The sequence below is a fragment of the Novosphingobium lentum NBRC 107847 genome (genome assembly GCF_001590965.1).
Classification (GTDB): Bacteria; Pseudomonadota; Alphaproteobacteria; order Sphingomonadales; family Sphingomonadaceae; genus Novosphingobium; species Novosphingobium lentum.
In genome coordinates this window covers 120,224-143,674 of sequence record NZ_BCTW01000008.1, presented here as the reverse complement: position 1 = coordinate 143,674, position 23,451 = coordinate 120,224, and the positions used below count along the sequence as shown (strand labels likewise).

Genomic DNA, 23,451 nt, shown 5'->3' with positions numbered 1-23,451 from the left:
AGGAGAGAAGGCTTCGTTCGTTTTCGCCCGTCAGAAGCTGTATTCGGCCTGCAGCCAGAACTTCTTGGTGTCAGTGTCGGTCGCAAAGTCCTTGGCGCCCATCTGGTTGTAGCGCGCGTACTTGGCCAGCAGCGTCACTTTGCTCACCTTTAAGCCAAAGCTGGCGTCCCATTCGTCGCCATAGCGCAAATGGCCCACGTCGCTGTCGAAGCGGTGATAGGTCACGCCCGCATTCAGCCCCGGCAGCGCCTTGATCTTGGCGAACTTGTACGAAACGCCGCCGTACAGATCCTGCAGGCCCGCGGCGGGCGTGGTCAGGAACACATCGGCCCAGCCGTTGAACTTGTGCAGCGTCGCCAGCTGCGTCTGCAGCGCGCGGCCCTTGTTGCTGCCGAGCAGTTCGTACCCGCCGGTCACGGTGAAGCCCGCGTACGACAGGCCCGCCTCGCCCGCGACATAGTTGGCGCCATAGCTCAGCGGGTTGTTGCGATAGCCCGACTGGCGGGCATAGCTGGCCGCAACCGCCAGCTTGACCTGCTTGCTCAGCGCGAACTGGCCGGTGGCGCGGCCGCCGTACGTCTGGGTATCGGCATTGACGATCGCCAGCGCGCCGGCCTGCTCCTTGGCGTCGTAGCCCAGCAGATAGGCAAAGCCCTTGAGCTGGATCGGTCCGACTTGCGCGCCCGCGCCCAGGAACACGAAATCACCCTGGTACGAGCGGCGCGGTCCGGCATCGTGGCCGAAGATCGTGCGCTGCGCGATCGAGTACGTCGCATCGACGCTGACCGGGCCGAACTTGGCTTCGCCGCGCACCGCGTCGAACGTCTGTTCGTTCTGGCGCCAGCCGACCGAACCGACCCAGCGCTGATCATCGAGGTTGATCCGCTGGCGACCCACCGTGACGGTGGCCTCCTTGGTCTTGTACTGCAACTGCAGGCGGTTGAGCTCGATGTTCTGCGGATCGGCAACCACCGAATAGGCCAGCCGCCGCTGGCTGTCGGCGATGGCGAACGGGAACGCGTTGTAATGCTTGTCGAACGCCAGCGTGGCCTCGGCTTCGGCCAGGAACGCCAGGTGCGACGGTGCGTGCTTGATCTCGAACCCGCTGCGCAGGCGCAAGGTCACCGCATCGGCGTCGGTCGCGGGCTGATCGACGTGTTCGTAGCGCAGCCGCAGGTCGAGCATCGGGTCAAAGGTCAGCCCGTCGCCCATCGGCACGGGATCACCGAACTGGTGCTTGGGCGGCGGCGCGGCGCAGGCCGGAACCGAGGCGAGCGCGATCGGCGCGGCAACCAGTGCCGCGACAGCAAGACGAACGGTCATGTCATTTTCCCTCGTAGTGGTTGTGAACCGGGCCTCCCTGGCCCTTCGTGTCAGGCCGCCTTCTCGTGCGGTCCGTGATCGTATTCGGCCAGGAAATGCAGCACTTCCTGGCGGTATGCGTAGAAATCCGGGTGCTGGAGCAACGCCTTGCGATCGCGCGGGCGCGGCAGGTCGATCTTGAGCACTTTGCCGATCGTGGCATTGGGGCCGTTGGTCATCATCACCACCCGATCGGCGAGCAGGATCGCCTCGTCGACGTCGTGCGTGACCATGATCGCGGTCACCTTGGTGCGGTTCCACACTTCGACCAGCACGTCCTGCAAGTCCCAGCGGGTCAGGCTGTCGAGCATCCCGAACGGTTCATCGAGCAGCAGCAGCCGGGGCGACAGCGCAAACGCGCGGGCGATGCCCACCCGCTGGCGCATGCCGTTCGACATTTCCGCCGCCAGCTTGTCGCGCGCATCGGAAAGCCCGACGCGGTCGAGGTAATAGTCGATGATCTCGCCGCGTTCGGCCTTGCTGGCGTGCGGATAGACCCGCTCCACCCCCAGCGCGACGTTCTGCCGCGCGGTCAGCCATGGCATCAGGCTGGGCGCCTGGAACACCACCGCCTTGTCCGGCCCGGCAATGTCGATCTCGCGGTTGTCGAGCACGATCGAGCCCTTGCTGATCGCGTTGAGCCCGGCCGCCATCGTCAGCACGGTCGACTTGCCGCAGCCCGAGTGGCCGATCAGCGAGACGAATTCACCCTTGTCCATCAGCAGGTTGAAATCATCGACCACGGTCAGCGGGCCCTTGGGCGTGGGATAGACCTTGTGCAGCTTGTAGAATTCCATGAACCGCCGGTCGGTGCCGCCGCGCGCCGCATCGCGATAGGCCTGCGGCGGGGGCGCGAGGTCGAGCGGCGTCACGTTGGGCAGGTTGCCGTAATCGGCCACGGTGCGCACGCGGCCCGCGACCAGCGAGCCGAGGTACGACACGATCTCTCCGCGCAAGGCCTGGAACGCCGGATCGTCGTTCACCGCCTCGCGATCGCGCGGGCGGGGCAGCGCAACGTCGAACATCCGCCCGATGGTGGCGGCCGGCGCCGGGGTCAGCACCGCGACGCGATCGGCCAGCAGCAGCGCTTCATCGACATCGTTGGTCACCAGGATGATGGTGCGGCCTTCGTGCTTGCGGATGCGCTCGATCTCGTCCTGCAGCTTGGCGCGGGTCAGCGCGTCGAGCGCGGACAGCGGTTCGTCGAGCAAGAGGATTTCGGGCTCCATTGCCAGCGCGCGGGCCACGGCCACGCGCTGGCGCATGCCGCCCGAAAGCTGCCCCGGCTTGCGGTCCATCGCATGGCCCAGCCCGACCAGCTCGACCTTCTGGCGCACCAGCGCTTTGCGTTCTTCGGCGGTACGATCCTTGTGGACCGCATCGACCGCCAGCGCGACGTTCTTTTCCACCGTGAGCCATGGCAGCAGCGAGTACGACTGGAACACCAGCCCCCGGTCGCGCCCCGGCCCGTCGATCGCCTTGCCCTTCAGCAGGATCTCGCCCGCGTCGGGCTCGACCAGTCCGGCGATGCACGAGATCAGCGTGGTCTTGCCAGCGCCCGAAAAGCCCAGGATGGCGATGAATTCGCCTTCCCTGACCTCAAGGTCGATGCCGGCCAGCACTTCCGTGGTGGCGCCGGACTTGCCCGCGTAACGCTTGGTCACGTTGCGCAGCGAGAGGATCGAGGTCGGGTCCATGGTGTCGTGCCCTTTCGCGGTTCGTCAGACGGTGCGGTTGCGGCTGACGGCGGCCTGCAGCGCCATCATGATGCGGTCGAGCGCGAAGCCGATCAGGCCGATCACCACCACCGCCACCATGATCCGGGCGAGCGACTTTTCGTTGCCGTTCTGGAATTCGTCCCACACGAACTTGCCGAGGCCGGGGTTCTGCGCGAGCATTTCCGCTGCGATCAGCACCATCCAGCCCACGCCCAGCGACAGGCGCATGCCGGTGAAGATGTAGGGCAGCGACGACGGCAGCACGAGCTTGGTCAGCCGCGCAAACCAGCCAAGCCGCAGCACCCGGCCCACCGCGAGCAAGTCCTTGTCGATCGACGCGGTGCCGATCGCGGTGTTGATCAGCGTGGGCCACAGCGAGCACAGCATCACCACCACGGCGGAAATCACGAAGCTTTTCGCCAGCGTCGGGTCTTCGCTGGTGATCGAGGCGGACACCACCATCGTCACGATCGGCAGCCAGGCCAGCGGGCTGATCGGCTTGAGGATCTGCACCAGCGGGTTGATCGCGGCGTTGACCCGCTTCGACATGCCCGCGACCAGCCCCAGCGGCACCGCCACCAGCGTGGACAGCACGAAGCCCAGCGCCACGGTCTTCAGCGAGGTGAAGATCTGGTCGATGAACGTGGGCGGCCCGGAATAGCTTTGCCCGGCAGCCTCGGCCACGGCAGCGGCAGCGCGGGCGGCGGAATATTCGTCCATCAGTCCGCCGAACGCGGTCCAGACGTCGCCCGGCCCGGGCAGCGTGCCGAGCGAGGTCTTGACCAGCGGCGCGAGCACGGCCCACATCCCCAGGAACGTCAGCACGCCGACCACCGGCGGCCACGCCGCCTCGAATATCACGCGGCCCGGCGGCAGCGCGATGCGATCGAGCAGGCGGTTCTTCTTCACCGCCGTGTCCTTTACCGGCAGATGGGCCGGTTCCCGTGCCGCCGCATCCTCAGGCGTGGCAACTTCGAGATCGCGAACGAAATCGTCTTTCCTGATCGATGCGACGGTCATGTCGGTTGTCCTTACTTCACGCCCGCAGGCGTTACGTGCTGGCCCTGCTTCAGGCCGATCGAGAACTTGGCGAGGTAGGCGTTGGGCTGCTTGCCATCATAGCTGACGCCATCGATGAAGCCCGATTCCGCCGCCTTGAAGCCGTCGGTTTCCGGCACCGATCCGGCAGGGATCACGCCTGCATCGACCAGGCTTTTGGCGGCCGACATGTACAGGTCGGGCCGGTACACGGCCTTGGCGGTGTCGAAGTACCACTGGTCGGACTTGTCGTCGGCGATCTGGCCCCAGCGGCGCATCTGGGTGAGATCCCAGATCGCGTCGGAGTAGAACGGATAGCCCGCGAACTGGTCGAAGAAGATGTTGAAGCCCGGTGCATCGCGGGTGTCGCCCGGCGCGAACGTGAACTTGCCGGTCATCGATGCGGCGATCACTTCGGGATCGGCGCCGACGTAGTTGGGCTGCGCCAGGATCTTCACCGCTTCTGCGCGGTTCTTGCCACCATCGGCATCGAGCCATTGCTGCGCCTTGATCAGCGCGCGCAGGATCGCCTGGGTGGTCTTGGGGTTCTTCGCGGCGAAAGCGTCGGTCATGCCGAACACCTTTTCCGGATTGTTGTGGAAGATCTCGTCGTCGGTGATGATCGGCACGCCGATCTTCTTCTTCACCGCCGCCTGGTTCCACGGCTCACCCACCGAATAGCCGTCGATCGTGCCGGCTTCGAGCGTGGCGGGCATCTGCGGCGGCGGGGTAACCGAAATCTGCACTTGCGCACCGGTCGTGCCGGCCAGGTCGCCCGGCAGGTAGAAGCCCGGGGCAATGCCGCCGGCGGCCAGCCAGTAGCGCAGTTCGTAGTTGTGCGGGCTGAACGGGAACACCATGCCGAACTTCAGGCTTTTGCCCGCCATCGCCGCCTTCAGCGCGGATGCCGGGATCGGATGCTTGACCTTGCCGTCGGCATCCTTGGGCAGCGACGGGGAAATTTCAGCCCACACCTTGTTCGACACGGTGATGGCGTTGCCGTTGAGATCGAGGCTGAGCGGCGCGATCAGCTTGACCTTGGCGCCGATCCCGGCGGCAGCGGCGATCGGCTGGCCGGCGAGCATGTGCGCCCCATCGAGCTGGCCACCGGCGACACCGTCGAGCAGCACCTTCCAGTTGGCCTGCGGTTCCAGCGTGACGTTGAGCCCTTCGGCGGCGAAGAAGCCCTTCTCCTTGGCGATGGCGAGCGGCGCCATGTCGGTCAGCTTGATGAAGCCCAGCTTGAGGTTGGATTTCTCGATGCCGTTGGCGGCGGCGAGCTTGGCGATGTCGCCCCCGGCAGCCGGTGCGCCGCTTTTGCCGCAACCGGCGAGCGCACCCGACAGCGTCGTGGCGATCAGCAGGGCCGCGATCATTCCGCGTTTGTCGAACCGAACCTTGGTCATGCGCTCATTTTCCCTGTTGAAGCGCGCGAACAACGCAAAAAACCGCCCAGACTTGATCCCGGATGGGACCAGATCGGGCGGCGACGTTGCCACGCAATGTTTCGAACCAACCGAGGAGCGCATCATCGTCCAGCGTTGGACGGCGTCATCTCGGTTGCCCTGCTTCTATGCGATTCGCAGGTCCGGGGTAAAGCGGTTTTTGCAGTGCAGCACGAAATTTCCTTCAGGGCAGCCGCGCCAGATAGCCCCTCAGGTCGGTCGGATCGAACACCATCCCGTCGAAAAAGCGATTGCTTTCCAATGTCATGCTGCCCTGCTGGGTGGTCACTGCGGTGCGCTGGCCGACGCTGCCTTCGACTTTCGAACTGGCGCCGGGCAGCACATCGCCGGTGCCCAACAGTGCACTGCGGTATACGTCGGGGCGGAACACGCGCGCGGCCCGCTGCGCGTTTTCGGGATCGAACACGACGTCGTCCCACCGCACCATCTGCGTGTAGAGCCATTCGGCCTGGCTCACCCACGGGAAGTTCGCCGCCTCGCGGTACTGGAACATGAAATCGGGATAGTGCACCACCTGCCCGCCGCGCGACAGCAGCAGGCGGTCCGAAATCGCGCGCTGGATCAGGCGCGCATCACCATCGAGGTACTCAGGGCGCGCCAGAATAGCCGCATTGGTTTCCAAGTTGGCCGGATCGACAAAGTGTGCGCCGGCCTTGCGCATCGCCCGGATCAGCGCCTCTGTCGCATCCCGCCGGTCGTTGAGCACCGGCTCGCGCAGCGCCAGCACCTTTTCCACGCCGCGTCGCCAGATCTGCGCGGTGACCAGCGCGATCTGCCCGGCGCCGCGCTCCACGGCCACCGAATTCCACGGCTCGCCCACGCAGATCGCATCGACTTCACCCGTCTCCAGCGCATCGGCGCAGAACGGCGGGGCCACGGTGGTGATCTCCACGTCGCGGTCGGGGCGGATGCCGCTCGACGCCAGCCAGTAGCGCAGGACGTAGCTGTGGCTGGAATAGCGGTGGACCACGCCGAACCGCAGCGGGCGGCCGATTTCGGCCCGGCGCCGCGCCTCGATGGCCAAGGCCGCGCCGATCACCGCCGGGTCGCCCAATCCGCCCGTCACCGCCACGCGCGCCGCCAGTTCGGGGGCCATGGTGATGGCGTTGCCGTTCAGCCCCAGCACGAACGGCACCGACAGCGGTTGCGCCGGCCGCCCGCGCCCCAGCGTGGTGGCGATCGCCAGCGGCGCGACCATGTGGGCGGCATCGCTGTAGCCGTACAGCAGCCGGTCCAGCACCGTCGCCCAGGTCATGTCGCGCACGAACCGCAGCGACACGCCCTCTTCCTCGGCAAAGCCGTGTTCGCGCGCCAGGATCGGCAGGCAGGCATCGACCAGCGGCAGGAACCCGATCGTCAGTTCCTGGCTCATCGTGTTCCTCCCAGCAGCGATTGCGCGGTGACGACCGCCTCGGCGATGTCGGCGATGCGCTTGCCGCTCTGCATCGCGTGGTTGCGCATTTCGGCATAGGCTTCGTGTTCGGGCAAGCCGCGGGTGTTCATCAGGATGCGCTTGGCCTTGTCGATCGTCTCGCGCTCCGCCAAGCGGCCGCGCGCGTCGGCCAGATCGGTCTGCAGCCGCGAGAATGCGTTGAAGCGGCGCACCGCCAGATCGAGCAGCGGGCGGATGCGGTGCGCGGCCAGGCCATCGACGACATAGGCCGACACCCCCGCCTCGATCGAGGCGGCGATCGATTCGTCATCCGATTCGTCGACGAACATCGCGATCGGGCGCGCCACCGCGCGGCTGACGGCGAAGTATTCCTCCAGCACGTCGCGGCTGGGATTGCCGAGGTCCATCAGCACGATGTCGGGCGCGATCTCGCCGATCCGCGCGACCAGGCCGCGCCGTTCGGTGACCACGAACAGTTCGCAGTCCGCGACGGCCGCCAGCCCTTCCTGGATCACCGAGGCGCGGGCTGCGCTTTCATCAATGATGGCAATGCGCATGGCGTCTTGTGCACTGCAGCAACGCCGCAAGGCAAGGCCATCCGCGCGCCGATCGCGCTAAAATCGGCAGGAGCGGGCCATGGCCGCCAGAACGTGCGGCGGGAACGGGCTTCAGATCAGCGCGAACTGCCCGACGATGTCGCGCGTGAGCGGGCGCAGGAATTCCAGGCCGGAGATGTCGCCGTCGATCCAGCGCACGATCGCCTTGATGCAGTGCTCCTTCGACAGACGGACGCTGACGAACTGGCCGTGGCGCAGCGTGCCGTGGGCCAGCGATGCGTTGCAGCCGTGGGTCGAGATGTCGGTCAGCCGGGCCGGCAGCGTCGCCTCCGCGACGATCTCGATCTTGCGCAATCCGGCGACCGGCTGGCGCGAAACCTTGCGCGTGCCGGCAGGCTTGGCGGCGGCGGCAGCCGACTTGGCGGACTGGAGCCTAGGCATGGTGTTGGTCATCGATGCGGTTCCTGCGACGTGCCCTGTCTGGATAAGTACAGATCGTGGTTATGAACCGATTGTCGCGCGAAACAGTTAACAACTCGATAGTCGTGCCCACGATGCTTTCCCGCATGGCGCGCCGCTGTTTCGACTAGCGGGCGACTTGTCCGTTCCGGACCTATCCGGCTGAACTACGGACGATTTGCCTTATCGGGGATTTTGGCGAATATTGGGCGTATTGGATGGTCCCGTGCGGTCGCCTGACGGGTTTCTTGCCGGTCACTGCGGCGATCGCCGCAACCGTCAAGTTGGCCGGAACCGCTGTGTTGGCCGGAACCGTTATGTTGGAGCGCGCGCATGACCCCACCCAAGGCCCTCCGGCGCCACATGGCCAGCCCGCTGCCCCCGGGCCAGTTCGAGGCGGCCCGGTTCCAGCGCTTCGGTCTGGGCAAGTTCCGCACCATGCCCGTGCCGCAGGGCGCCCCGCCCCAGCTGGCGATCGGCGGCGACGTGGCGCGTTCGCTCGACATCTGGGAACGGCTGGCGGTGTTGCCCCGCCACGAACAGGTCAGCGACTTTCATTGCGTGACCGGCTGGTCGGTGCGCAGCGTGCGCTGGTCGGGCTGGCGCTTTGCCGATGTGCACGCGATCATCGCTGCGGTGACGGCGATGCCCGACGCCGGGGCGGAGACGGTCGTGTTCCGGGGCAGCGACGGGTATGCCTGCTCGCTGCCGCTGGCCGACCTCATGGCAGGCGACGTGATGCTGGCGGACACGCTCGACGGACAGCCGCTGGGGCTGGAGCACGGCGGGCCGTTGCGGCTGGTGGCGCCGGCGCACTATGGCTACAAAAGCGTGAAGCACCTGTTCGGCTTCGAATACTGGCGCGATGCCGGGCCGCACTACCGCTTTCCCAAGCCGTATCCCCGGTTCATGGACCACCCGCGCGCGCGCGTGGCGCAGGAAGAACGCGCGCTGCTGCCCAACTGGCTGATCCGCCCGATCTATCGGCTGTTCGTGCCGGGTTCGATCAAGCGGGGGTGAAGCTTCAGAAACATGCTATGGATTAACCCATCACCGTTCGTGTCGAGCGTAATCGAGACACGATGCGCAACAGACGAAATTGGTCTGGCATCCTTCGACGTCGCTGGGGCTGAGCGGGTCAATCCAGCGTCATCGGACTCTAATCCTCCAGCGGAACGCCGGGCAGCATCTTGGCGGTGCGGATCGTCAGCGAGGTCTTCACGCTCGCCACGTTGGGCGCGGGCGTCAGCTTGCTGGTGAGGAATTCCTGGAAGCTCTGCAAGTCGCGGCTGACGATCTTGAGGATGAAGTCGATCTCGCCATTGAGCATGTGGCATTCGCGCACTTCGGGCAGCCCGCGCATGTGATCCTCGAACTGGCGCAACGCTTCCTCGGCCTGGCTTTTCAGGCTGACCAGCGCGAACACGGTGATCGCGAAGCCCAGCTTGGAGGCATCGAGTTCGGCATGGTAGCCGCGAATCACGCCTTCTTCCTCGAGCGCGCGCACGCGGCGCAGGCACGGCGGTGCGGTCAGCCCGACCCGCTGGGCCAGTTCCACATTGGTGACACGCCCTTCGTCCTGCAATTCGGCGAGCAGGCGCCGATCGATGCCGTCCAATGTGGCCATTGCCTTCTTGCCAGTCCTCGCTCGCCAATTGGCGGGTATTGTCGTTCACAACAGGACATGCCGCCATCCTGCGCAATTTTCCACACCGAATGATCGAGTGCAGGATAATATTATTGTGTCTTATCGCAATCGTCCCACATTGCAACGCACCGATCTCGCCCCTGTCAGAACCGCGCGGATTTGCTAGGACGCGCGTTGCTTGCCAGACAATGCGCCGTGTGGGTGCGTGGTGGCACGGCGGGAGCGCGCATGATCTTCGACGACCGCCTCGACACCGTGTTGCGGACCGCCGCAGCCGGACCGGCGGCGGCGCGCACCCAGTTCCGCCAGATCATCGACATCCTCGGTCGCGTGCCCGAGCATGACTGGTCGACCGAACACTTCGCCGCGATCGGCCGGCTCGATTCCCTGGCCGCAGTGCTGCCCGACGATGATCGCGCGGCGCTGGTCCGGTCGGCGCAAGTCCGCTCGCCCGCGCTGGTCGATCACTTCGCACACCAGTCGCCGCGCATCGCCGCCGGCGCGATCGGCGGCGCGCGGCTGACCGAGGCGCAGTGGCTCGACCTGATCCCGCGCCTGCCGCTGGCCGCGCGCGGCTACTTGCGCCACCGCCGCGAGCTGGGGCCGGACGTGGAACGGATGCTCGAACGGTTCGGCATCGGCGATCGCGCGCTGCCGCTGCCCGCCGGGTTCGAACCCAATGTGGTTGAGGGCGCCGCGCCCGCACCGCTGCCGTTCCCGGTGCGCAAGCCGGTGGCCGTGCCCGATGCGACGGCCAATCCGGCGGCGGAGGCCACCCCGCCCGTGCCCTTGCGCGCCGCCGATCCCGATGACGGTCGCAACGGCATCGGCGCGATCGTGCGCCGGATCGATGCGTTCCGCCGCCAGCGCGAGAATGCGGCCCCGCCCGGCCCGTTGGCTTCCGGCGATCCCGGCGATCCGCGGCTGCCGCTGGCCGACGAGGCGCTGGCCCCGCCGCCACCGGCCAACCGCCTCCAGTTCCGCAGCGATGCGACGGGCACGATCATCTCGGCCGAAGGCGCGGCGGCGGCGATGCTGGTGGGCCACCGCCCGTTCGACCGGCAGGCCGGCGCGCCCGCACAGTGCGACGACGCCACCGCGCGCGCCGCGATCAAGCGCCAGCCGATCGCCGCCGGACGGATCGAACTGGAAGGTGCGCCAGCGATTTCCGGGGCCTGGCGGATCGACGCGGTGCCGCGTTTTGCCAAGGCGGGCGGACGCTTCATCGGCTACCACGGCGTGCTGCGCCGCCCGACACCGGCAGCACCGGCCGACCTCCCCGTGCCCGCCAGCGCAATGCCGGCCGAGCCCGAGGGCGACCGCCTGCGCCAGCTGCTCCACGAACTGCGCACGCCGATCAACGCGATCCAGGGCTTTGCCGAGCTGATCCAGCAGCAGATCTTCGGGCCGACCCCGCACCAGTACCGCAGCCTTGCCGCCAGCATCGCGTCCGATGCCGCGCAGATGCTCGCCGGGTTCGAGGAGCTGGAGCGGCTGGTCAAGCTGGAAGCCGGGCAGGTGCAGCCCGATGCGGGCGAGACCGACGCGGGCGCGCTGCTGGCCCGGCTGATCGCGCAGATGCAGCCCGCGCTGGCGGCGCGCGAGGTGCGGCTGACGTTCGAACCCGCCGCCGGACCGGTGATGGTCGCGCTGGCCGAGGATGAGGCCGAGCGCCTGCTGTGGCGCGTGCTGGCGGTGTTCGCCTCCACCGTCGCGCCGGGCGAGCGGCTGCGCTTTGCGATCGGGCCGGAAGCTGCCCCCGAAGGCACCCCGAACGCCACAGCTGAAGGCTCCGGCGCGCAGATCGTGCTGTCGCTGCCCGCCGCGCTCGCCGCGCTCGACGATGCGGCGCTGTTCGCGCCCGATGCCCGGCGCGGCTTGGCGGTGCAGGCTTCGGCGATCCTCGGCAACGGATTTGCCCTGCGCCTGGCCGCCGCCGAGGCCAAAGCGGCGGGCGGACGCCTGTTTCGCGCAGATTCGCGACTGATTATCATTCTCCCGGGCTTGACCGCGCGTGCGGCGCACCATAGCCAAGATCAAGGGCTTGTTTACCGCTGACGTGGTACGGCTTCCTCCAGTGCCACACGTCCTGCGGAGTAAATCGGCGTTGCGCAGGACCAGCATCCTTGATCTTCCCGGCCCCGATGATGTGGTCCGCTTCCGGCCCGGTTTCGGCCAGCGGTTCATCCTGACGGTCGACACCGAGGAAGAATTCGACTGGACCAAGCCGTTCGACCGGTCGGGCCACGGCCTGGGCCATGTGCCCCGGCTCGCCAAGTTCCAGCAGTTCTGCGAAGGGCGCGGGGTCTGCCCGATCTACCTGATCGACTATCCGGTCGCGACCGATCCCGCCGCCGCCGAAGTGCTGGCCGATGCAGTCGCGGCAGGCCGGGCCGAAGTCGGCGTGCAGCTGCACCCGTGGGTCAACCCGCCACACGACGAAGACATCAACGTCCACAACAGCTTTGCCGGCAACCTGCCGGCCGACCTCGAACGCGCCAAGTTCCGCAAGCTGCGCGACGCGATCGAGCAGAACTTCGGCGCGCCGCCGATGATCTATCGCGCCGGGCGCTATGGCGTGGGGCCCGCCACCGCCCAGCTGCTCAGCGACAGCGCGATCGCGATCGACACCTCGGTCCGCGCGCGGTTCGACTATTCCAGCGGCGGCGGACCCAATTTTCGCAGCCACCCGCTCGAACCCTACTGGATCGACCAGCGCGGCGGACTGATGGAACTGCCGCTGACGTCGGTGTTCTGGGGGCTGCTGCGCCGCCAGGGCGAACTGCTGTACCCCGCGCTATGGCGGATGCCGAGCCTGCGCGGCGCGCTGGCCCGGCTGGGCCTGCTCGAACGCATCCCGCTCACCCCCGAGGGCGTGAGCGAGGACGAGGCGATCAAGGGTATCGACATCGCGATCGACGACGGGCTGCCGATCCTGGTGTTCTCGTTCCACAGCCCGTCGCTGCGCCCCGGCCACACGCCGTATGTGCGCGACGAGGACGACCTCGACCGGTTCTATGGCTGGTGGCGCGCGGTGTTCGATTACCTGGAGCAGCGCAGCGTCAAGCCGACCACGGTGCGCGAGATCATCGGCGCGGTGGAGGTTTAAGCCTGCGCGGTTGCCCCCCGCTCGCTTGCCCAGCCCGCGTGCCGAGCCGCCTGCCCTGCCCGCTTGCCATCACCCACTGCCATGGAGTACGCCGCGCGGCGCAATGGGCCTGTAGCTCAGTTGGTTAGAGCTGGCCGCTCATAACGGCTAGGTCGCGGGTTCAAGTCCTGCCGGGCCCACCATTGCTCCACCACCGCGAAGGCGGTATCACGCCACATGCTCCAGCGCCGCCCAGCACCCTGCCGATCCGCGCATCACGCGTCGGCCGCCATTTCCTGATCCTGGGTCGCAATCCGCCAGGGCCATGATCAAGACAGAAACCTGACCTTATGTCGCGCAGTATGATCGCTTACGCATTGCTCGCTGCCGCGGTGGTCGCCATCGTGCTGGTGATCGGACTGGGCGAACGCAAGCGCAGGCGTGCCAAGCGCCGGCGCTCAGAACGGCGGCGGCGCAAGCGTTCCGACCCATGACAATGTCGTCCGATCGACGGGTCGTTGCGGCAACGTGTAGTCGCGGCAGACGGGTGGAGCCCTAATTCGCGCCGATCTTCACAGCGGTGCCAGGTTCTCGCTGCCGACCACGCCCAATACAAGCATCGCCGCATCGACCAGCGTCGCCGCCTCGATATGCCCGATGTCTTCCAGTTCAGCCTTGATCAGCGCCAGTCGCGCGATGCAGCTGCCACGGATTGCGTCCCGCAGATGCGAATAATTCAGATGTTCCATGCGACGTGATTCTCGTACCCGTATTTTTTGATGCAATCGCCTCACTGGGCGATTTGTTCCGGCGCTTCTACAATGGCGGATTCCATTCTCAAGACCCGGCGTTCGCCACAACCGATTGCGGCACGACGAGTTGAGCGACCGGTTACGCGGGCGCGGATAGGGCTTGCGCCCGGCGGCGTGCAAACCTAAGGCCCGGCGCGGTACGGGGAGTGGCGCAGTCCGGTAGCGCGCCTGCTTTGGGAGCAGGATGTCGCAGGTTCGAATCCTGTCTCCCCGACCATTTTTCCGCTTATGTTGTCGAACCGTATGCACCGGCCGCTACCTGCGAACGGACGGGCCGCTGGGCTATCGGGCCAGCCGGCACGCCGCCTGCAGGATCTGTACGTCGCTGCCGGCCACATTGATGGCCAGCACGTTCTGGTCGAGGATGTCGAAGCCGAACGTGCGCAGCAGCGCGGTCAGCGACGATTGCGAATAGAAATTCACGTGCTCGTGCCAGTGGCGCTTGATCGTCTCGCGATCGGGGGTGTCCTGGCGCATGACCGTTTCGAACGGGACTTCGATGTAGAGGACGGAGTCCGCGTCCATCGCCTTGCGGACCTGCGCCAGCACCTCGGAGGGATAAGGCGTATGCTCGAGCAGTTGCCCGCAGATGACCAGCCGATATTTCGCCGATGTCGCCTGCTCCAGCGTCACGACGCGCGCGCCCGGCACCACGTCCTTGCCACTGATGTCGAAGATGTCGAGGCTGACCCGGCGCCGTTCGTACGGCGTGTTCGATCCGGTGTCGCCGCCCCAGTCGAGGATGGTCAGCGGATCGCGCAAGTACGGATCGAGGAACGCCTCGATCCCGGGCTTGTAGGTGACGATTTCGACCAGCCCGGTGTTGCGCGCGCGGTATCCCGGTTCGTAATGGTCGCGCAAGGCAACGTAGGCTTCCTCGCGATAGCCGGCGTAAAGCGCGTTCATTTCCGCGTCGGAAAACCGGATGTCGCAGAACAGATGCGAACACTGGCGGCAGCGCAGCGTCTTGCAGATCGTATAGGCCATGCCGTTGCGGATGGTCTGCAGCCCCCAGCTGTCATCGATCTCGACCGGGGCCCAGCCGAACGCGCGATCGGCAACGAACGGCATCAGGATCGCGGGCGAGGACGCCAGATCGGCGGACCCGCAACACACGCAGGAACTGGCCAGCCGCTCGCGCGCAACCGGTGCGCTGGTTTCATCGGCGGTGATGGTCATCTGCTTCCCCAATTCGCATGGTCCCGACGTCCCTACCACCGTCGTCTTTACGGAATATTGACGATAGAACGTCGCGGATCGGCTGTGCCGCGATCGGCAGGATCGCGATCATGCCACTGGGGCTGGCCACTGGGGCTGGCCGCTGTAGCTGGCCACTATGGCTGGAACGCGTAAACGACCGTCCCGAACGTGTTGAACTCGTGCGTCCGCAAATGGAAGCGATAGCCCAGATTCCACGATTCGATCAGGTCGACGATCTCGTAGAGATGTTCGGGAAGGTGGTAGGCAGAAACCAGCAGCGCGGGCTTCTGCTCCGCGATGATCTTGCGCATGCCTTTGAGCGTTTCGATCTCCGCGCCCTCGACATCCAGCTTGACGACGTTGACCTGCTCGCCATGCAGCACATCGTCGACCGCGACGCACTGGATCACCGTATCGCCGGCATCGCTCAGGCGGCTGGCCATCGAGCCGTCGCTGGAAAAGTGCAGCTGGCAGGTGGATGACCACGTGCCGAGCGGCAGGCAGAGCCGCCGCCCGATGTTGAAATCGCGCGAGGCCAGCGTCGCGAAATTGCCGGCGTCGGGCTCGAAGGCGACGAAGCTGTCGATGGCGTAGCCAGCCTTCAGGAACTTGTGGATCGCCACGCCGGTAAACGCGCCGCAATCGACGATGCGTAAGGGTTCGGCCAGGCGCGGCAGGTCGGCGGGGGTGTACTCGTCCTCTAGGCTGGGCGCCGGGCAATCGGCGACGTCGCCGCTCTGGCGATAGGCCACGATGGCGTCGAACAGCGCGCGGCTCACCTCATCCGCCAGCAAGGCACGCACACGGGCGAAATCGGGTTTGTGCGCGGCGTAGTCGAAATCCTTGTCGAGCCAGTACCCCGGGCGCGTCAGCGCGTCGGGGGCCAGATCGGGCAGGTTGACCGGCGTCAGCACGCGCGCGGCGCCCGCTTCGACCAGTTCGCCGTGGATCTGCTTGATATCGACGTAGTGGTTGTGGAGGCCGATCAGCACGGTCCTGTCCGCCAGCCGCCCATCCGCCGCATCGTCGAGCGACAGCACGGGGATGTCGCGATAGCTTTGCCCGCGCTTGCCGCGATCGAGGATCAGGTCGACGGCTGTCCCCCCGGCGAGCAGGTCATCGACGATGCCCTGCCCCACGCTGCCCAGACCATAGACGACAAGGCCTTCGGAGGCGGGCTGGTTAACCACAGGAAGCATGATCCATTTTCTCACTGGCTGACACCGGGCGCAGCAACGGCATTGCGGCGACGATCGGGGCATCGGGGCGGGATACGAACACGTATCGCCGCAGGACGATGAAGTTGATGGCGGCGGCGACCACCGTGGCCAGCAGCCCGGCCAGATAGGGCGATCGCAACATCAGCGCCGACAGCGCGAGGGCGGCCAAGCTGACGAGGTAGTTCAGCGCATAGGACAGCCCGAACCGCAGGCGTGACGTGGGTGCGCCGGCGAACACCAGGCGGCTGTAAGTGAAGTAGTTGAACGCGACGGCGATGATCGTGCCGACGATCTGGGCCACGAACATCTGCAGCCCGATCGCAACCAGCACGGCATACAGCGCGTAACCGAACAGCGTGTTGACCGCCCCGATCTTGAGGAAGCGCCACAGCTGCGCGACGGGTACGCTGGACAACGGCACGGGCCGTCAATCCTCCGGGGCGAAGTTGACGCGTTCGCGCTCGATCACCAGCGGGGTTCCGCGCGTCCGGTCCGAAATCAGCCGCACCTGCACGCCCAGGATGCCCAGGAACAGGAACAGCAGGCCGAACTGGAGTTCCAGCAGCGAGGCGAACATCCACATCCTGGCGTTCTGGCCGAAGAAGATCGACCAGGCGGCCCCGAGCACGGTGACGACCACCGCCGCCATCGCGATGAAGCTGAAATACAGCGGCGCGCGCAACAGGCCTTTCGACGAATAGGCCAGCCCCGTCAGCGCGAAGTCGAGCAGCGTGAAGATGCCGTTCTTGGACTTTCCCGCCGCGCGTTCCGGCCGCTTGAACGGGATCGTCTCGATCGCATAGCCGGTTTCCACCAGCATCCCGCGCACGAACGGCTCGGGCTCGTTGAGGTCGGCAATGGCGCGGATTGCCTTGTTGTCATAGATTCCGAAGCCGGTGGCGTTGGGGATGATCGGATAGTCGCCGAACTTGCGCTGCATGTCGTACGACAGCTTGCGCAGGCTGGCATACAGCAGCGACGTGCCCTTGGTCTCGCTCACGCCCAGCACGATGTCGACGCCGTTGCGCCAGCGGCGGACCAGCTCCGGGATCAGTTCCGGCGGATCCTGAAAGTCGGCGGCGATGCCGATGATGCCCTTGCCGCGCGCCTGGTACAGCGCATGCGCGGGCGAGCGATACTGGCCGAAGTTGCGCGTGTTGACGATCAGCCGGATGCGCGCATCGCGCCGGCACAGGCCGCGCACGATCTCGGCGGTGCGATCCGACGAGCCGTTGTCGATGAAGATGATCTCGAAGTCATCGGTGACCGTTTCCAGATTGACGATCACGGCAGTGGCGATCGCCTCGGCATTCTCTTCCTCGTTGAGGCAGGGAATGACGACCGAGATTTCGGGGGTGTCGGTGATCTTAAGCATACATATCCTGTGACATATCGCAGGCAGACCCGCTTTTCAGGAAGGCAGCCGTCTCGCCGATCTGGTCGGAAAGCGGCACGGTTTCGATGCAGTGGCGGTCGAGCAGCAGGCGGTAGGAGCGGTCGTCACCGAGGTAGATGTCGGCCAGCCCGTCGCGGACAGATGGGCGGTCGATCACGCCATCCGTCGACGCTGCGATCATCGCGGCCAGCGCGCCGAGTTCGATGTCCTGGCCACCGCTGTCGAAGCGCGTGACCCCGCTGTGCCGTTCGAGCAGCAGCGCGAACGCCAGCGACATCAGCTCGCGGATGGCGACATAGCCGCGCCGCACATCGTGGCGCGCGCGGACGACCACGGGCTTGCCCGCCAGCGCATCGAGCACGAACGACGACAGCGCATAGCTGTTGAGCTTGTTGATGTGCGGGCCGGAGATGTTGAAGATCCGGGCGATGGCCGCGCTGGTGCCATGCGTTTGCGCCCAGTCGGCGAAAGCGTCCTCGTCCTCGCGCTTGAGCATGCCGTACAGCCGCATGGCGGGCGCAGCCGCTGCGTCGTCCGCGTGGCGCGCGGCGCCCGACGAGGCGACGAAGACCGCCTCCACGCCGATCGGGTTCAGCGCATCGAGCACCGTCTGCCGGATGGCGCGGTTGGCGGCGCAATAGTCCGCCTCGGGCATCGCCTCGGCACGGTCTTTGGTCAGGAACGCGAAATGCAGCAGCAGCGTCGGCTGGCGCGGCAACGTGCCAAGCTCGCTCAGCGGCCGTTGCGCGATGACCCGCGTGGCGGACAGGCGCACATCGGCCTGCCGCGATCCGAAACACACCACCCGCTGCGCAAACGCATCGCCCAGCGCATCGTGCAACAGGTCGACCGTGGCGCGGCCGAGCCAGCCGCTGGCGCCGGTCACGACGATCCGCTGTGGGCCCTGCCGCAACGCGGCGGCGATGTGAGCGGAGAGCGCCATGGTGCCGTCGGCCGCGCTATGCTGCGCCGCGCGCCGGCAGGATCGCCGCGCGTTCCGTCGTGACCCACCGGACCAGATCGGAAAACCGGCTGAACTCGTCCTGCTGGCCCACGGTGAACTGTTCGGTGGCATAGCCGTAGGTCACGAAAGCGAAGCGCACGCCGGTCGCCTTGGCCAGCGCCTGGTCGATCTCGCTGTCGCCGACGTAAAGGCAATCGTGCACCGTGGTGCCGAGCTGCGCCATCACCAGTTCCATGAGATCGGGCGCGGGCTTGGCCATGCGATCGGGCGAACTGCCGACGATGACCGGAAAATGTTCGGTCAGGCCGACATCGGCGATCACCTTTTCGCACAGCTGCTGCGGCTTGTTCGAACAGATCGCCAACCGGAAGCCGTGCGCGGACAGCGCCTTCACGCCATCGGCCACGCCGTCGTAAAGCGATTCGATCGGCGTCGGATACAGCCGGTAGCGCGCGCGAAAATCGTCGACTTCCTGCCGCAGATCGCCGCATTCCTGCGCCAGCACGCCGCTGACGAGCGCGGGCCCGCCCAGACTGGCGAACGGGCGGATGTCCGACTGGGTCACGCGGCGGGCGCTGCCGCGATCGGCGAGCATCGCGTTGAGCACTTCGACGAACACCGGGGCGCTGTCGATCAGCGTGCCATCGAGGTCGAAGACGATGTTGGCGACCGGGGCGGTCATGCCGGCACCCGCATCGCTTCGGCGAGTTCGTCGCGTGGCAGAAACGGCGCGAGATCGTGCAGGGGCGCTGTCACCATGCTGCCATCCTCCAGGCGTCGCGATGACACCTTCGGCGCGAAGTTCTGCTCCTTGTCGATGAAGATTTCGCAAATGGCCGCGCCGGGGGCGGACAGCGTATCGGCGATCGCCCGGACCATGTCGGCGTGTTCGGATGTGCGCGTATAGGCAAACCCGAACGCCGCCGCGACTTTGCCGAAATCGGGAAAGGTCACGCCCGAATCCGGCCCGCAACCCACCGAGTGGCCGTCGAAATAGGCCTGCTGGGTCTGGCGGATCGAGTGATAGCCCGAATTGTTGTAGAGGAAGATCTTGGCCGGGATGCCCTGCCCGATGATCGTCTGCAGTTCCTGCAGGTTCTGCATGATGCTGCCGTCGCCGGCCAGGCAGATGATCCGCTCCGCGCCTGCGGGCATCGCGTGCCAGGCGCCGATCGTGGCGGGCAGGTCATAACCCATCGATGCCGCGCCCGAGTTGGAATACAGGCGCTGGCCGGTCTTGAGCTTCGCCGCCTGCACGGTGACGACCGCCGCGGTGGCATCGGCCATCACGATCACTTCGTCCGCCTTCAGCGCCTCGAACAGCTTTTCGGTGAAGCAGTAGGGGTTCACCACGCCTTGCGTCTGCCAGTATTCCGGCAGGACCGTGGGGTAGCGCTGCCGGCGCTCCATCGCCCAGTCGACATACGTGCGATGCGCGGCGGGCGTCTCGTAACCGTCCAGCGCCTCGATCAGCGCGGGCACGAACGTGCGCAAGTCGGCATGGACCGGCAGGTCGATCGACAGCGTCGGCTTGAACAGTTCGGCCGCATCGACATCGACCATGATCTTCTGCGCGTCGGGCGCGAAGCCGGCATAGTTGTAGCTGATCTGGCGAATGTTGAGGCGGCATCCCAGCACCAGCAGCAGGTCGCTGCTTTGCACCGCGAAGTTGCCCGAGCGATCGCCCACGGTTCCCGGCCGGCCCACGTACAGCGGGTGATCGTCGGGCACGAGATCCTGCGCATTCCACGCCGGGGCGACCGCGATGCCCAGCCTGTCGGCCAGTTCGAGGAACTGATCATAAACCCCGGCGATGCGGATGCCGGTGCCGGGCAGCAGGACGGGCCGTTTGGACTGCCGCACGGCGCGGATCACGTCCTGCGCCACGCGGTGCAGGTCATCGCCGCGCAGCCAGCCGTATTCGCCCGGAATCGCGTGCGCGTGGCCATAGCCTTCGGCCATCGGATCGAACCCGCGCATCTGCGACGGGTCGATCAGCGCGGACTGGACGTCGATCGGAATGTCGAGCCACACCGGGCCGGGCCGGCCGGTTTCGGCCAGATACAGCGCCTTTTCGAGCAAGTAGCGGATGTCGTGCGGGTTGGTGACGGTGACCGCGAACTTGGTGATCGACCGCGCCATGTCGGTGATGTCGGCTTCCTGGTCCCCCAGTTGCCGCACGACGACCGGCGCATTGTGGCGCAGCGTCTCGCGCTTGACCTGTCCGGACAGCACCAGCATCGGGATGGAATCGGTAAACGCGCCATGGACGCCGTTGAGCGCGTTGATGCCGCCGGGCCCCGTGGTGACATTGAGCGCGGCCATTCGCCCCGACAGGCGCGCATAGCTTTCCGCCGCCATCGCGGCTGCCTGCTCGTGGTGGAAGCAGACATAGCGCAGGCCATCGGTGCGACCGAGCGCATCGTTGAGATGCATCGCCCCGCCGCCGGTCAGCATGAACACGTGCCGCACGCCGTGTTCGGCAATGCGCTGCGCGACAAAGTCCGCCAGCCGCATCCGGCTCACCGCCGGGCTGGCCCGCTCTTTGGTCAGGCCGAATTCGGCGGTCTGGGTCACGAAGTTCATCTCAGGAGACCATCGCGGCGCGAGGGGGCGTGGCATCGTGCCCGCGATCCTTGATCAGCCGCAGCAGCGACGGGTTCTTGAGGCCCGGACCATCGACGGTGTAGATGTCGAGCGGCGCATGCGCCTTGATCGGACCGGTGAGGTATTCGCCGCCGGCGAATTCCCGCGTGGACAGCTGGCCCTTGAGCAACGGCACCGCGAAATAGACGTCATCGGCGGTCAGCACTTCGCCCTTGGCGAGGTCGCGCCTGGCGTAAACACCGCGCACCAGCGCATCGAGGTAGGTGCGTTCGCCCTCGGGCACGACGCGGCGCTGGGCCGAACCGCTGCCGCACATTTCCTGTGCCTTCTTCATCGCGCGGAACCAGGTATCGGCCTGGTGCGGCTTGGTGCAGTACGAACTGACCGGAACGCCTTCGTAATCGATGTCGATATGACGTTCGAACGTGCGGGCGCCCTTGCCGTAGGCGATCAGCGTCGAATCCCACCAGTCGCGGTGTTCGTGGGTCGAAAAGCCGATCGTGATGTCGGGATAGCGCGCCTTGAGGAAATCGATCTGGTCGAGCTCGAGATCGCCGTCCTCGGACGGATAGAGCGAGACGCAGTGGTTGAGCGAGAAGGGGATGTTGCGCGAGGTGAAGAAGGTCACGAGCTGGTCGACATGTTCAAGGTCCGCGCCGCCCGACGAGGCGATCACCGGCAGCCCGGTCGATGCGATCTTGCGCAGCAGGGTCTTGTCGCGGATGTCGGAACTGGCGATCTTGAGGATCTCGACGCCGAATTCGACGCACTTGTCGACCGAGACTTCGTCGAACGGCGTGACCATCGTGACCATGCCGAAATCGCGCACCGTTTCGACCATCAGGCGCAGGTTGTCCCACGACATGTGGGTGTCCTGGGTCTTCTTGATGTAGCGGATATCCGCTCGGTCGCGGAAATCGGGGTGGATGAAGCTGTCGACGTCGCGGAACTGCAGCTTGATCGCAGCGCGCACGTTGTTGAACTTCACCACGCGCGCAAAGTCGCGGATGATCTTAAGGCCCCGCTCGGTATTACCCCAGTGGTTGTTGGCAAGTTCGAGAACGAACAAGTTATTGAAAATCGATTCGGTCACCACATATCCCCTGTTCGAGCGGTCCCCACTGCCCATCGGCTAAGGCTCAGTTATTAACGCAGTTCCTTAAAAAATCCTTTACGACCCCGGCGACATAACCGAGATGATCCTCGCCCAGACCGGGATAGAGCCCGATCCAGAACGTGCGCTCGGTCACGATGTCCGAATTCTCCAGCGAACCGACCACGCGGTAGTCGCGGCCGCGCATGTACGGCTGGCGGATCAGGTTGCCCGCGAACAACAGCCGCGTGCCGATCTTGTGGGCTTCCAGGTGCGGCACCAGCTGTTCGCGCGTGAACGGCGCACCCTTGCGGATGGTGATCGGGAAGCCGAACCACGACGGCTCGCTGTTGGGCGTCGCCTCGGGCAGGATGAACACATCCTCGAACGGCTTGAGCAGCTGCGTCAGGATATCGAAATTGCGCCGGCGGTCGGCGATGAAACCGTCCAGCCGATCGAGCTGGGCCACGCCGACGGCGGCCTGCATGTCGGTGATCTTCAGGTTGTAGCCGGCATGGCCGTAAGTGTATTTATGGTCATAGCCCATCGGCAGGTCGCCAAGCTGGCGGCAGAACCGCTTGCCGCAAGTGTTGTCCATGCCCGGCGCGCACCAGCAGTCGCGACCCCAGTCGCGCATCGATTCAATCACGCGCTTGAGCCGCGGCTTTTCGGTGAACACCGCCCCGCCCTCGCCCATCGTGATGTGATGCGCCGGATAGAAGCTGAGCGTGCCGATATCGCCGAACGTGCCGACGTGGCGCCCGTCATACGTCGCGCCGAGCGCGTCGCAGCAATCCTCGATGACCCACAGGTTGTACTTCTTGGCGACGCGCATCACTTCGGCCAGATCGAACGGATTGCCGAGCGCGTGCGCGATCATGATCGCGCGCGTCCGGCTGGACACCGCCGCCTCGATCGCGTCGGGCTTGATATTGTAGGTCGGGATGTCGACATCGACGAACACCGGGACTAGGCCGTACTGCAGCACGGGGTTGACCGTGGTCGGAAAGCCGGTCGCCACCGTGATGACCTCGTCACCGGGCTTGAGCGCCTCGTCGCGCAGATAGTGCGAGCACAGTGACGACAGCGCCAGCAGGTTGGCGGATGATCCCGAATTGGTCGTCAGCACGTGGCGGATGCCGATGCGCGCGGCCAGCCGTTCCTCGAACGAGGCGTTGAAGCGCCCCGTGGTCAGCCAGAAATCCAGCGCGGAATCGACCAGCGACTGCATGTCCGAAGCGCCATAGACCTTGCCCGACACGGGCACCGGGCTGGTCCCCGGCAAGAACGCGGGGGTGGCGTGATGGCGGCGGGCATATTCGCCGACCAGATCGAGGATCAGGTGGCGCAGTTCGCCTTCGTCCGTATCTCCGGCCAGGGCCTGCAATGGCGAAATGTTCGAAATCTCGGTCACACTCATGGATCCTCGC

22 protein-coding genes and 2 tRNA genes are annotated in these 23,451 nt (G+C 66.1%); 6 read left to right on the top strand and 18 right to left on the bottom strand.

Features of this window, described 5'->3' with window-relative positions; translation table 11 throughout:
• Positions 1–30: 30 nt before the first annotated feature.
• The 7 genes from NL2_RS08965 to NL2_RS08935 form a co-directional block, all read right to left on the bottom strand.
• The gene (locus tag NL2_RS08965) at positions 31–1,323 is read right to left on the bottom strand and encodes an alginate export family protein (protein WP_068073856.1); all 1,293 of its coding nucleotides are present in this window, start codon (positions 1,321–1,323) and stop codon (positions 31–33) included.
• Positions 1,324–1,373: 50 nt separating this feature from the next.
• The gene (locus tag NL2_RS08960; RefSeq protein ID WP_068073854.1) at positions 1,374–3,059 is read right to left on the bottom strand and encodes an ABC transporter ATP-binding protein; all 1,686 of its coding nucleotides are present in this window, start codon (positions 3,057–3,059) and stop codon (positions 1,374–1,376) included.
• Between the two features lie 24 nt (positions 3,060–3,083).
• The gene (locus NL2_RS08955) at positions 3,084–4,100 is read right to left on the bottom strand and encodes an ABC transporter permease (protein ID WP_084355993.1); all 1,017 of its coding nucleotides are present in this window, start codon (positions 4,098–4,100) and stop codon (positions 3,084–3,086) included.
• A gap of 11 nt (positions 4,101–4,111) precedes the next feature.
• Positions 4,112–5,524 (bottom strand): CmpA/NrtA family ABC transporter substrate-binding protein, encoded by a 1,413-nt coding sequence (locus tag NL2_RS08950; protein ID WP_068074023.1) that lies wholly within the window; start codon positions 5,522–5,524, stop codon positions 4,112–4,114.
• A 223-nt stretch (positions 5,525–5,747) separates the two neighbouring features.
• Complete coding sequence (locus NL2_RS08945) at positions 5,748–6,956, bottom strand: ABC transporter substrate-binding protein (protein ID WP_068073853.1); 1,209 nt, start codon at positions 6,954–6,956, stop codon at positions 5,748–5,750.
• Positions 6,953–7,534, bottom strand: a complete 582-nt coding sequence (locus NL2_RS08940; RefSeq protein ID WP_068073850.1) for an ANTAR domain-containing response regulator — start codon at positions 7,532–7,534, stop codon at positions 6,953–6,955. Before NL2_RS08940 ends, NL2_RS08945 begins: the two co-directional genes overlap by 4 nt.
• 111 nt (positions 7,535–7,645) lie before the next feature.
• Positions 7,646–7,987 carry a PilZ domain-containing protein gene (locus NL2_RS08935; RefSeq protein ID WP_068073847.1) on the bottom strand — a complete coding sequence of 114 codons (342 nt, stop codon included), beginning with the start codon at positions 7,985–7,987 and terminating at the stop codon, positions 7,646–7,648.
• A 339-nt stretch (positions 7,988–8,326) separates the two neighbouring features.
• Between NL2_RS08935 and NL2_RS08930 the strand changes: the two genes are divergently transcribed.
• Positions 8,327–9,013, top strand: a complete 687-nt coding sequence (locus NL2_RS08930; protein ID WP_218006104.1) for a molybdopterin-dependent oxidoreductase — start codon at positions 8,327–8,329, stop codon at positions 9,011–9,013.
• Between the two features lie 139 nt (positions 9,014–9,152).
• Here NL2_RS08930 and NL2_RS08925 read toward each other — a convergent pair whose 3' ends face one another.
• Positions 9,153–9,620, bottom strand: a complete 468-nt coding sequence (locus NL2_RS08925; protein WP_068073842.1) for an Lrp/AsnC family transcriptional regulator — start codon at positions 9,618–9,620, stop codon at positions 9,153–9,155.
• Between the two features lie 249 nt (positions 9,621–9,869).
• Here NL2_RS08925 and NL2_RS08920 point away from each other — a divergent pair, with 249 nt between their 5' ends.
• From NL2_RS08920 to NL2_RS21125, 4 genes are all read left to right on the top strand, one after another.
• A complete protein-coding gene (locus tag NL2_RS08920) occupies positions 9,870–11,699 on the top strand; it encodes a sensor histidine kinase (protein WP_157083109.1) in 1,830 nt (609 codons plus the stop codon).
• Between the two features lie 49 nt (positions 11,700–11,748).
• A complete protein-coding gene (locus NL2_RS08915) occupies positions 11,749–12,750 on the top strand; it encodes a polysaccharide deacetylase family protein (RefSeq protein ID WP_068073838.1) in 1,002 nt (333 codons plus the stop codon).
• Positions 12,751–12,855: 105 nt separating this feature from the next.
• A tRNA-Ile gene (locus tag NL2_RS08910) sits at positions 12,856–12,932 on the top strand.
• Between the two features lie 147 nt (positions 12,933–13,079).
• Positions 13,080–13,223, top strand: coding sequence for a hypothetical protein (locus tag NL2_RS21125; RefSeq protein ID WP_157083108.1), 144 nt, complete (start codon positions 13,080–13,082; stop codon positions 13,221–13,223).
• A gap of 78 nt (positions 13,224–13,301) precedes the next feature.
• On the opposite strand, the gene NL2_RS21120 is transcribed toward NL2_RS21125, so the two are convergent.
• A complete protein-coding gene (locus NL2_RS21120) occupies positions 13,302–13,478 on the bottom strand; it encodes a hypothetical protein (RefSeq protein WP_157083107.1) in 177 nt (58 codons plus the stop codon).
• 203 nt (positions 13,479–13,681) lie between these two features.
• On the opposite strand from NL2_RS21120, the gene NL2_RS08905 reads away from it, so the two are divergent.
• Positions 13,682–13,758 (top strand) — tRNA-Pro (locus NL2_RS08905).
• Positions 13,759–13,823: 65 nt separating this feature from the next.
• Here NL2_RS08905 and NL2_RS08900 read toward each other — a convergent pair.
• The 9 genes from NL2_RS08900 to rfbH all read right to left on the bottom strand — a co-directional run bounded on the left by NL2_RS08900 (position 13,824) and on the right by rfbH (position 23,435).
• On the bottom strand, positions 13,824–14,720 hold the full coding sequence (locus tag NL2_RS08900; RefSeq protein WP_084355992.1) for a class I SAM-dependent methyltransferase: 897 nt from the start codon (positions 14,718–14,720) through the stop codon (positions 13,824–13,826).
• A 155-nt stretch (positions 14,721–14,875) separates the two neighbouring features.
• Positions 14,876–15,940 (bottom strand): FkbM family methyltransferase, encoded by a 1,065-nt coding sequence (locus tag NL2_RS08895; protein WP_169799496.1) that lies wholly within the window; start codon positions 15,938–15,940, stop codon positions 14,876–14,878.
• Entirely contained in the window at positions 15,924–16,382 is a 459-nt protein-coding gene (locus NL2_RS08890; RefSeq protein ID WP_084356003.1) for a GtrA family protein, read from the bottom strand. The genes NL2_RS08895 and NL2_RS08890 overlap by 17 nt, the downstream gene beginning before the upstream one ends.
• 6 nt (positions 16,383–16,388) lie before the next feature.
• Positions 16,389–17,336 (bottom strand): glycosyltransferase family 2 protein, encoded by a 948-nt coding sequence (locus NL2_RS08885; protein WP_068073832.1) that lies wholly within the window; start codon positions 17,334–17,336, stop codon positions 16,389–16,391.
• Positions 17,329–18,300, bottom strand: coding sequence for an NAD-dependent epimerase/dehydratase family protein (locus NL2_RS08880; protein ID WP_169799495.1), 972 nt, complete (start codon positions 18,298–18,300; stop codon positions 17,329–17,331). Before NL2_RS08880 ends, NL2_RS08885 begins: the two co-directional genes overlap by 8 nt.
• 16 nt (positions 18,301–18,316) lie before the next feature.
• Positions 18,317–19,003 carry an HAD family hydrolase gene (locus NL2_RS08875; RefSeq protein WP_068073829.1) on the bottom strand — a complete coding sequence of 229 codons (687 nt, stop codon included), beginning with the start codon at positions 19,001–19,003 and terminating at the stop codon, positions 18,317–18,319.
• Positions 19,000–20,943: a thiamine pyrophosphate-binding protein gene (locus NL2_RS08870; RefSeq protein WP_245647630.1), complete on the bottom strand. Its 1,944-nt coding sequence runs from the start codon at positions 20,941–20,943 to the stop codon at positions 19,000–19,002. Before NL2_RS08870 ends, NL2_RS08875 begins: the two co-directional genes overlap by 4 nt.
• Positions 20,909–22,021: an N-acetylneuraminate synthase family protein gene (locus NL2_RS08865; protein WP_218006103.1), complete on the bottom strand. Its 1,113-nt coding sequence runs from the start codon at positions 22,019–22,021 to the stop codon at positions 20,909–20,911. The genes NL2_RS08870 and NL2_RS08865 overlap by 35 nt, the downstream gene beginning before the upstream one ends.
• A gap of 46 nt (positions 22,022–22,067) precedes the next feature.
• Complete coding sequence (rfbH, locus tag NL2_RS08860; protein WP_245647629.1) at positions 22,068–23,435, bottom strand: lipopolysaccharide biosynthesis protein RfbH; 1,368 nt, start codon at positions 23,433–23,435, stop codon at positions 22,068–22,070.
• Between the last annotated feature and the right edge of the window lie 16 nt (positions 23,436–23,451).

Bases quoted from the DNA above. Each gene is read 5' to 3' on its own strand.
- NL2_RS08965 (WP_068073856.1), bottom strand. From the start codon at position 1,323: ATGACCGTTCGTCTTGCTGTCGCGGCACTGGTTGCCGCGCCGATCGCG.
- NL2_RS08960 (WP_068073854.1), bottom strand. From the start codon at position 3,059: ATGGACCCGACCTCGATCCTCTCGCTGCGCAACGTGACCAAGCGTTAC.
- NL2_RS08955 (WP_084355993.1), bottom strand. From the start codon at position 4,100: ATGACCGTCGCATCGATCAGGAAAGACGATTTCGTTCGCGATCTCGAA.
- NL2_RS08950 (WP_068074023.1), bottom strand. From the start codon at position 5,524: ATGACCAAGGTTCGGTTCGACAAACGCGGAATGATCGCGGCCCTGCTG.
- NL2_RS08945 (WP_068073853.1), bottom strand. From the start codon at position 6,956: ATGAGCCAGGAACTGACGATCGGGTTCCTGCCGCTGGTCGATGCCTGC.
- NL2_RS08940 (WP_068073850.1), bottom strand. From the start codon at position 7,534: ATGCGCATTGCCATCATTGATGAAAGCGCAGCCCGCGCCTCGGTGATC.
- NL2_RS08935 (WP_068073847.1), bottom strand. From the start codon at position 7,987: ATGACCAACACCATGCCTAGGCTCCAGTCCGCCAAGTCGGCTGCCGCC.
- NL2_RS08930 (WP_218006104.1), top strand. From the start codon at position 8,327: ATGACCCCACCCAAGGCCCTCCGGCGCCACATGGCCAGCCCGCTGCCC.
- NL2_RS08925 (WP_068073842.1), bottom strand. From the start codon at position 9,620: ATGGCCACATTGGACGGCATCGATCGGCGCCTGCTCGCCGAATTGCAG.
- NL2_RS08920 (WP_157083109.1), top strand. From the start codon at position 9,870: ATGATCTTCGACGACCGCCTCGACACCGTGTTGCGGACCGCCGCAGCC.
- NL2_RS21125 (WP_157083108.1), top strand. From the start codon at position 13,080: ATGTCGCGCAGTATGATCGCTTACGCATTGCTCGCTGCCGCGGTGGTC.
- NL2_RS21120 (WP_157083107.1), bottom strand. From the start codon at position 13,478: ATGGAACATCTGAATTATTCGCATCTGCGGGACGCAATCCGTGGCAGC.
- NL2_RS08900 (WP_084355992.1), bottom strand. From the start codon at position 14,720: ATGACCATCACCGCCGATGAAACCAGCGCACCGGTTGCGCGCGAGCGG.
- NL2_RS08895 (WP_169799496.1), bottom strand. From the start codon at position 15,940: ATGCTTCCTGTGGTTAACCAGCCCGCCTCCGAAGGCCTTGTCGTCTAT.
- NL2_RS08885 (WP_068073832.1), bottom strand. From the start codon at position 17,336: ATGCTTAAGATCACCGACACCCCCGAAATCTCGGTCGTCATTCCCTGC.
- NL2_RS08880 (WP_169799495.1), bottom strand. From the start codon at position 18,300: ATGGCGCTCTCCGCTCACATCGCCGCCGCGTTGCGGCAGGGCCCACAG.
- NL2_RS08875 (WP_068073829.1), bottom strand. From the start codon at position 19,003: ATGACCGCCCCGGTCGCCAACATCGTCTTCGACCTCGATGGCACGCTG.
- NL2_RS08870 (WP_245647630.1), bottom strand. From the start codon at position 20,943: ATGCCACGCCCCCTCGCGCCGCGATGGTCTCCTGAGATGAACTTCGTG.